The 8753-nt window shown below is 37.8% G+C and carries 5 protein-coding genes; all 5 read right to left on the reverse strand.

The features are described 5' to 3' along the window. Positions 1–5 precede the first annotated feature (5 nt). Positions 6–3635 (reverse strand): hybrid sensor histidine kinase/response regulator, encoded by a 3630-nt coding sequence (locus tag GNF10_RS16995; RefSeq protein WP_185580854.1) that lies wholly within the window; start codon positions 3633–3635, stop codon positions 6–8. Positions 3636–3661: 26 nt separating this feature from the next. Further along, positions 3662–3874 (reverse strand): four helix bundle protein, encoded by a 213-nt coding sequence (locus tag GNF10_RS38615; RefSeq protein ID WP_260445856.1) that lies wholly within the window; start codon positions 3872–3874, stop codon positions 3662–3664. A 141-nt stretch (positions 3875–4015) separates the two neighbouring features. After that, complete coding sequence (locus GNF10_RS17005; RefSeq protein WP_185580855.1) at positions 4016–7324, reverse strand: GAF domain-containing protein; 3309 nt, start codon at positions 7322–7324, stop codon at positions 4016–4018. A gap of 126 nt (positions 7325–7450) precedes the next feature. Beyond that, a complete protein-coding gene (locus GNF10_RS17010; protein WP_185580856.1) occupies positions 7451–7924 on the reverse strand; it encodes a chemotaxis protein CheW in 474 nt (157 codons plus the stop codon). Positions 7925–8052: 128 nt separating this feature from the next. Next, positions 8053–8415 (reverse strand): response regulator transcription factor, encoded by a 363-nt coding sequence (locus GNF10_RS17015; RefSeq protein ID WP_185580857.1) that lies wholly within the window; start codon positions 8413–8415, stop codon positions 8053–8055. Positions 8416–8753: the final 338 nt, after the last annotated feature.

Genomic DNA, 8753 nt, shown 5'->3' on the forward strand with positions numbered 1-8753 from the left:
AATTTTTAATGATTTACCACCATGAGCAAATCATTTAGATCATCTGCATTACTGTTAATTAACCCCTTAATTGTAGAAAGAAATTCATTTTCTAAATAAGGCTTAGTTAAGTAAGCTTTTGCACCCAATTCTTGAGCAAGTTGGCGATGCTTTTCAGAGCTGCGAGAAGTGAGAATCACCACAGGGATTTTTGCTAATTTGGGGTATTGACGGAAATTGCCCAACAACTCAAAACCATTCATTCGTGGCATCTCTAAATCGGAGACGACAACTTGAATTTCTGGATGTAACTGCAACTTTTCTAGAGCTTCTACACCATTTTGAGCTTGTATTACTTGATAGCCCGATTTTTGTAGAGTCAGAGAGATAGTTTGGCGCAAACTAATTGCGTCATCTACTACTAAAACAACTTTTGGTAATTTATGATCTGGCTTTTGAGAATAACTGGGTTGAGTTTCTATCGTTTTTATGGAAGTAGATGCAGTAAGTAATGGTGTAGATGCAAAAGTGTCTCCCGATATCGCCAAGGCTTTTTTATTTGAGGGGGAAGCTACTGGTAACGCCATGATATCAAGTGTTGTTTGTTGGATCTCGCTAGACTTGACCAGCAATGAAGCATCAATCACTAAGATGAGATTACCATTTGGTAAACTACTACAACCATAAACGTATTTTGGCGGTGCGATCGCATTTCCTAAAGGTCTGATGACCAGTTCTTGTTCACCAATTATTTGGTCAACTTCCAAAGCAAACATTCCCTGATTTCGTCGGAGCAAAAGCACTGGATTTTTCGCTATGCTTGGGTCGTCAGTATTTGATGTGTTGTATGGAACAGCAGTATTCAAGAATGAATCATTATAATTAATCAATTTTGAAAGGTGACGGAGGCTGACCATAGTCTCATCATTGTCTGTGTTCCAATGCAAGACTTTTTGACCTTCAATTTCTTTAATTTGCTGCTCGGAGGGAATCAATATTTTTTCGATACTGTCCGAAAGAAGGGCATAAATAACACCTTTGGCTTGAACTAGCATTAATTTCTCTGTAGTCATAGAAAAAGGAATTTTGAGTATGAATATTGTTCCTTGGTTGGGTAAGGATTGAACTGAAATTGAGCCATTAAGTGCGTTCATCTGAGTCCGCACAATATCTAACCCCATACCGCGCCCAGAGATTTCAGTCACTTTACCGGCAGTAGAAAATCCAGGTGAAAATATCATGTCTAAAAGTTCAGGTTCGGCCAGATTAGAAGCATAGCTTCTAATTTTTTCTTCAGTTTGTATGGGATATAATTCAGCAGCTTTTGTGCGAATTCTGTCTAAATTCAATCCCTGACCATCATCCCGAACTTCGATAATAGTGTGGCTACCCTGGTGATAAGCGTGGATTTCGATTAATCCTTTTTCTGGTTTCCCAAGCTCTCGGCGAAGTTGTGAAGCTTCAATCCCGTGGTCAAAAGCATTACGTACTAAATGTAATAACGGATCGTAGAGTTTTTCTGCGATCGCTTTATCTACTAGTACTTCAGTACCAGTAAGTTTCAATTCTACAAGTTTGGCATAAACATTCCCCAACTTATTTACCATCTGGGGGAAACGATTTAGGATATTGCCCAAAGGCAACATTCGTGCTTCTACTAAGCTCTCTATAATATTAAGAGTTAAATTCTCTTGTTTGTCACTAATTTGAGCAGCTTGTGTCACGAGCAATTCAAGTGATTCTGTGGTTTCTTGTAGTTGCAGTATCTCTTCTATTGCTTCATGCAATGTTGTATGAAATTCTGTATATACATCCATTTCTAATGAGTCAAATTTCACCGCAAAATTTTGCGTTTGTTGTAAGGCAATATTTGGTATTTGTAATGGGAGATCGCGTAATTCATTTAAAGTTTTTTGGTGTCTAGTAATTTGCCGTATTAATTGATCAATTATTTCTTTAACTTGTTCATCTTGCAAAGTACGTCTTTTTTGGTAAATCAGTAATTCTCCAGCTAAATAATTGAGGTGTTGCAGTCTTTCTGTATCTACTCGAATAAATGAAGGTTGACGAAAGTTTTTAGTTTGAACATACTGTGATTTATCTTCTATTTCTTTGTTGATCTGTGTAGCTAAATCAGGCATAACTTCAATGGCTGTTTCAGTAACTCCTATAGCTACCTGCTCATTTAGACTTAATGAATCAACTTTTTCTGAATAATCATCATTTGGAGTTGTCACCACTAGCTCTGTCAGGTTTTGGCTAACTTCTCCCCCCCATATTGTCTCTAGTAAATTATCAGTAGTTTGAGAAGATACAGATTTAGATATTTCTTTAAAAACTAACAGTGTTTGCAGTTTGGAAATATCAAGCCAATTTTTTTCTTCGGTAGTAACAGGAGGATAGTTTTTATATTCCTCTGCTAATCTATGAATTCGGTTTTGTAATATTTTAATGACTGAGATATAGCCGTCAGATTTATTAACAAAATTCTGAAATTTTGTGACGGCAAATAAGATGATTAAAATTATCCCATGTCTATAAATGCAAAGACTTTGGCTATCTTGTTCATTTTGAACAAAATCAAGAAACTTTCTCAGCCAATTTTCAATATAATCAAGTAGATTTTCTCTTCCTAACCTGGGAACAAGTAAATCTAAATTAAGCTCTGCTTCTGGTATTTCTATCTCGTGATTAAACCAACCCAAAATGTAGCGAATTACTTTTAGATAAAACTTGGCAGTTGTTGGATTTACAGATTCATTTTTATTATTATCCGATGTAGTAAGAAACTGATAAAATTGTTCTTCATTGATAACAAAGATTTCAGCAGATGAATTATTTCGTAATTTTTCAGATAACTCATTATTTGCGACTAGCGTGAGTTTTCGCAAAGCTAGAGAAGTTTCTCCACCAGATGTGCGATCGCCTTCTAATACCAACTTTTGTGCTTGTTGTAAATCTGCAAGGGCAATTTCAGCGATTTGCTGTACCTGAGTGGGATTTGCTTGCAGCGCTGATAGAATTGTTTGAGAAATTTCTCCCAATCCAGGCAAATTTAGAGATTCCGCTAAACCGAAAAATACCTCAGCTTGAGACTGTAATAATTCAATAAATTCGTTATTATTTGGTGGATTGTTAACAGCTTCAGCAATACTGTTTAGACGTTGCTCTACTCCCACCTCAAAAACTGACTGGACAATATCAAATCCCAATTCTTCAGAAGTGGGAATATGAGCCTCATCACCAAACGCATCACCTAGCTTTTCTTGTAATTGTGAAAACACTGAAGTTGCTCGATTTAGTAGTTCTCCATCATTCACAGTGCTGCCTATTAGCTCAGTATTTAATGCTATGCTAAGACACTCATAAGCTTGCAATAAAAGTGTTTGTAGTTCAGCATCAATTACTACATTTGGGTTATATAAAGCTTTAAATACATCTTCCAAAAAATGGGCTATCATCTTAATAACTTCTAGCCCAACATTAGCAGCACCACCTTTAAGTGTATGAGTAGCCCGCATTAAATTATGGACTTTAGCAGTGCTATAACCTTCCGATAAGCTAAATAGTTCTTGTTCAATAATCTGTACTAATTCTGGAGCTTCAGCTAGAAAGTAGATGTATCCTTGTTCGCGAATTTCGTTATCTGTAATCATATTTTTGATTTTAAATTTTAGATTTGTTACGTAAAATTTTGATTGATGCAATTTGATGTCAGAATTTCAGTGTTTACTGACATCAAATTGCTCACTTTTTCTAGCGGTAATAAACCAACCTCAACAATAAGTTCCATCCAATAAAGACTTTCATCGGTTTCTTCCTCTACCAAGCTGAGTTTAGCAATGACATCCGCGGTTGACTTCCCACGACAAGCTGACCGATCGTTAGCTCCCATAGATGTTGCTGAACGGATTATCTGCTCTGCCGTTCAGCTCTGTCAAAGGGCTTCTACTAAGCGGATTACTCGCAATGCTAGCTGCTTTATTCCCCGCTTAAAATCTTCCTCATTCATAATCCAAAATCTAAAATCTAAAATCTATTTGACTTTAAACTTGCTAGCAGTTGTTAATAGCTCTTGCGCCATCCCTGATAAATCTTGAAACACAGTCGCAATTTCTTGAGATTCAGCAAAAGTTTTATTAGCAATTTCTGCTACATCTTGCATTGATTTTGTGACTGTTACAGATTGGGTCATTTGTTTTTGAGTCGCTGCGGTAATCCGCTCAATTAGCTGACTAATTTCGGCAGTTGCAGAAACGATCGCATTCAAGTTTTGGCGAGTGTCACTGACAAGATTTGTGCCTTCTACTACCTGCTGAATACCAATTTCCATTGCTACTGCAACTTCTCCGGTTTCTGCTTGAATATCCTGGACTAATTTTTCTATTTCGATGGTTGCTGCTGCTGACTGGCGAGATAAAGAACGGACTTCATCGGCTACAACTGCGAAGCCTTTGCCATATTCACCGGCACGGGTAGCTTCAATAGCCGCATTCAGAGCCAGTACGTTTGTCTGTGTGGCAAAATTACCAATCAAATTCACCACTTTGGAGATTTTTTGCGAAGATTCACTGAGGCGTTTAATCTTTTTGCTGGTTTGAGCAACGGTTTCACGAATTCCTTGGATTGCTTGTACAGTCAGATTCATCGCTGTATCGCCAGACTCTACAGTTTCATTGGCTTGTTGCACCGCAACTTGCACTAATTCGGCATTCGCCACCACAGCTTGAGTAGAGTCCACCATCTGTTGAATTTCGCCTAATGCTGCGGTAATTTCCTCAGATTGTTGTTGTGCCAGATTAGTCAATCCCGCCAGTGAAGCTTCGCTTTTGGTAGAAGTTTGAGCAACTTGTTGAGCAGCCCCTTGTACTTGAAGAACTATTTGCCGCAGCGCTTGCAGGGTATTATTGTAAGCATCAGCGATCGTGCCTAGTTCGTCTTCTGTAATAGGTGCGCGTACTGTTAAGTCACCGTTAAGGGCGGGTCTAAGGGCTGTTAAGAGTTGAATAGATCGTTGTTGTAGTAACTCCTTGGCTGCCTTTTCTCGTGCTGCTGCTTCTGCTAATTTTGCTGACTGTGCTTGTACCTGCTGCAAATATTCGGTATGTTGTAATGCCAGTCCTAACTGGTTCCCAATGCGTGCTAACAACGTGACTTCTGATTCTTCCCAATCACGAGTTCCAGAATTTTGGTAAGCTGCTAGCAATCCCCACAATTGCTCCCCAGCAAATACAGGAACAATTACATAAGCTTTGACTTCAAATTGCTCTAAAATTTCAATGTGGCAAGGAGAATGACCTACCTGATAGATGTCATTTACAACAAAGTTTTCATCTTGGCTATATCGACCTCCCTGAGTTTCTTGCAAGTGGGTATCTTCCCAGACGGTTTTGATATCGGGGCCTACCAGTTTTACCCAATTATGGCCTACTGATTCCGCTACAAATTCGCCTGTCCAATTAGGGTTGAATCGATAGACGGCGACGCGATCGCATCGCAGTAATTGCCTGACTTCTTGAGTGGTTGTTTTGAAGATTTCTTCTACATCTAAAGACTGCCGGATGCGGTTACTGATCTTGGTGACAGCTTTTTCTTGTTCTGCTATCTGAGCTAGTTTATCAGATTTCAACCGCACTAATTCAAAATAATCTATCTGTGATTTAGCTAGGCTAAATTGCAAGCTAGTCTGAACCAAAAAGGTCACTTCCCAGGTTTGCCATTCACGGGGGCTAGAATTTTGATAAGCTGCCAGCAAACCCCACAATTTATCCCCAAAGAATATAGGAACAATTATGTAAGCTCTGGCTTCAAACTGCTCTAAAATCTCAATATGGCAGGGAGCAAGCCCTACTTCATAGATATCGTTAACAATAAAGTTTTCACCTTTGACATACCTACCTCCCTTAGTATCTTGCAAGTAAGTATCGTCTAAAACGGTTTTAATATCAGGGCCTACCAGTTTTGTCCAACCAGTACCCACAGACTCAGCCACAAATTCACCGCCCCACTCAGGGTTAAAGCGATAGACGGCGACGCGATCGCATCGTAATGATTGACGCACTTCTTGAGTAGTTGTTTTGAAGATACTATCTACATCTAAAGATTGCCGGATGCGTCCTACTATCTTAGTAAAAGCTTTTTCTTGTTCAACTATTTGAGCTAGTTGTTCAGATTTCTTATGCATTTGTTCGAGATATTCGCCTTGCGAGATAGCCACACCAAATTGCAGTCCAATTTGGGTTACAAAGCTTTCTTCCCAAGGTTGCCAATCACGAGGCCCAGAATTTTGATAAGCTGCCAGCAAGCCCCATAATTTCTCTCCAGAAAATATAGGTGCAATAATGTAAGCCTTCATTTCATACTGCTCTAAAATCTCAATGTGGCATTGAGCATGACCCATTTTATAGATGTCTTTGACGACAAAGCTTTCACCCTTGGCATAACGTCCTCCCTGGGTGTCTTGCAAGTGGCTATCTTCCCAGACCATATAAAAATCAGGGCTGACCATCTTTATCCAGCCATTACCAACTGACTCAGCGACAAACTCGCCACTCCAGTCAGGTTTAAAGCGATAGACACCGACGCGATCGCATTTTAGTAATTGACGTACTTCTTGAGTGGTTGTTTGAAAAATCTTATCGACATTTGATGCCCGCAGAATTTTGTCGATGACTTTAGCTACCGATTTTTTTGCTAGTATTCGCTGTTGTTCTTCTCTTTTGAATTCAAAACTCTGTAATTTGTAGAGCAGTTCTGTTGTAACTTGAGATAGCAGACTAATTTCTATTTCTTGCCACTGCCGCGTTGAATAGCAATTATTTACTGCCAGCAATCCCCATACTTTACCTTCTACTACTATCGGTAAACTCAAACTAGCTTTGATTTGAAATTTATCTAGTAGTTGCTTTTGATAAGGGGTAAGTTGAATCTGATTGATATCATCAATAACTACAGGTTCGATATAGTCTTGGTTGGTATATAAACCAAAAATAATTCCAGGAATATTTTCGCCTAGAGTCGGTGTCCAACCTAATGTTCGAGATTCCGCTATAACATTACCTGAATCAAGGGAAGTGAACTGATAAATTAAGGCGCGATCACAGCCAATTTTTTCTCTAATTTGCGCTACAGTAATTTTGAGCAGTGTATCAATATCTGGAGCTTGGCGCAGATGAGTTGCAATGTCTTGCAACTGTCGCCGCCAAGTTTTAAATTCCTGAGCAATGGCATTTAATAAAGATATTTCATTACTAGCAATATTCGCTATATTAGCGTTCCCATTCAAATTTTCTACTTCAGATATTAGATGCTCATTTTCATGGCTGTTGCTATACAAAAATGTCATTTGATTAACCTCAAAGTTTGTTATGGATAAATAAGTGGATAGTTGGCAGGTAAGGATGGACTATTATTTGCTTATTAAAAATTAGAAATTGTCCAAAACTTATCCCCGATCATCTATTTAAAATTTTTAATTATGAATCTTCCAGATGGGAGATTGGATGATCGTAATCGCATCCAAATTAAAAATCATATCTTCGGAATCATTAATAAAGTATCCCTGTAAAAAAGGTGATATTTTAGGATAGAATAGTTCGGGGCTTGGGGGTTTCATTTGTTGAATATCCAGCCATTCAATATCTATAAGCTGTTTCACCAATAGTCCTAAATACTTACCATTGTTTTCCAGAACAATCGCCATCATTATTGAAATTAAATTTGCTCCTTGTGAAATTGGAGGATAACCTAACATTGCCTCTAAATCTACTAACCAAAGCATCTCACCACGCCAGTTATAAATGCCCAAAATGCTACTGGACATCTGTGGAACACTACATATTTCAGGTAATGATACTTGCAAAACTTCTGTGATGTGTTGTAAAGGAATGACAGCTGTATCTTTCACTCCCAAATTAAAACTTAAAAACTTTTCCTTGGTTTCCAAAGTTATTTATCCTTTGTTCTTGATTGTTTATATCTAGCCACTATTTGCCTTTATTATTCGATCTTGCAGAGCTTATATATTAGAAATAGTGACTTTTAATGTTCGTTAATTTATTGCCTTTTTACTAATTAATGAATTAATCGCTTTAAAATTACCACTAGTTCTTCTCTATCAATCGGTTTTGATAGATAACCATCAGCGCCCAACATATTACCCCAAATTTTATCTACATCACTATTTTTGGTAGAGCAAAAAACCACAGGTATTTTGCTAGTTTCTGGGTTATTTTTTAGTTCTCGGCAAATTTCAAAGCCACTTTTTCCTGGTAAAATTACATCGAGAAATATGAGGTCTGGCTTGTTTTTATCTATTTTGTCTTGAGCTTCTTCGCTGCTGGTGGCGCTAATTACAGAATAACCTGCCTGTTGCAAGTAACGGCTGATTATTTCCATATCTGTTAAGCCATCTTCAACAACTAAAACAGTATTCATGATAATTACCCTTTAAAAAATTTTAAGAATGTAGACAAATTAGATATACAAATCCTAAGTGATTCATGAACAAAGACATGCAGGAATTACGCACAAAAGATTCCCCAATCCCCTTAAAAAAGGGAGCTAGTGGGAGTGCGCCAACGAGGTTGTAGGTTTTAAATGTGTAATTCCTGACATAGAAAGGACTAGAGACTGGCCCTAACCTCTTTGTCATAATCAATATTTCACAACTCAAATAGGACTGCTATAAATACAAAAAATTGTATTTGTCTAATTTTGATTCAATCTTTATCTATTAACCTCAGAAAAAGTACGTAACGGACAGAATTTAATAT

The sequence above is a fragment of the Nostoc sp. UCD121 genome (genome assembly GCF_014222285.1).
In the GTDB taxonomy this organism is placed as follows: Bacteria; Cyanobacteriota; Cyanobacteriia; order Cyanobacteriales; family Nostocaceae; genus Nostoc.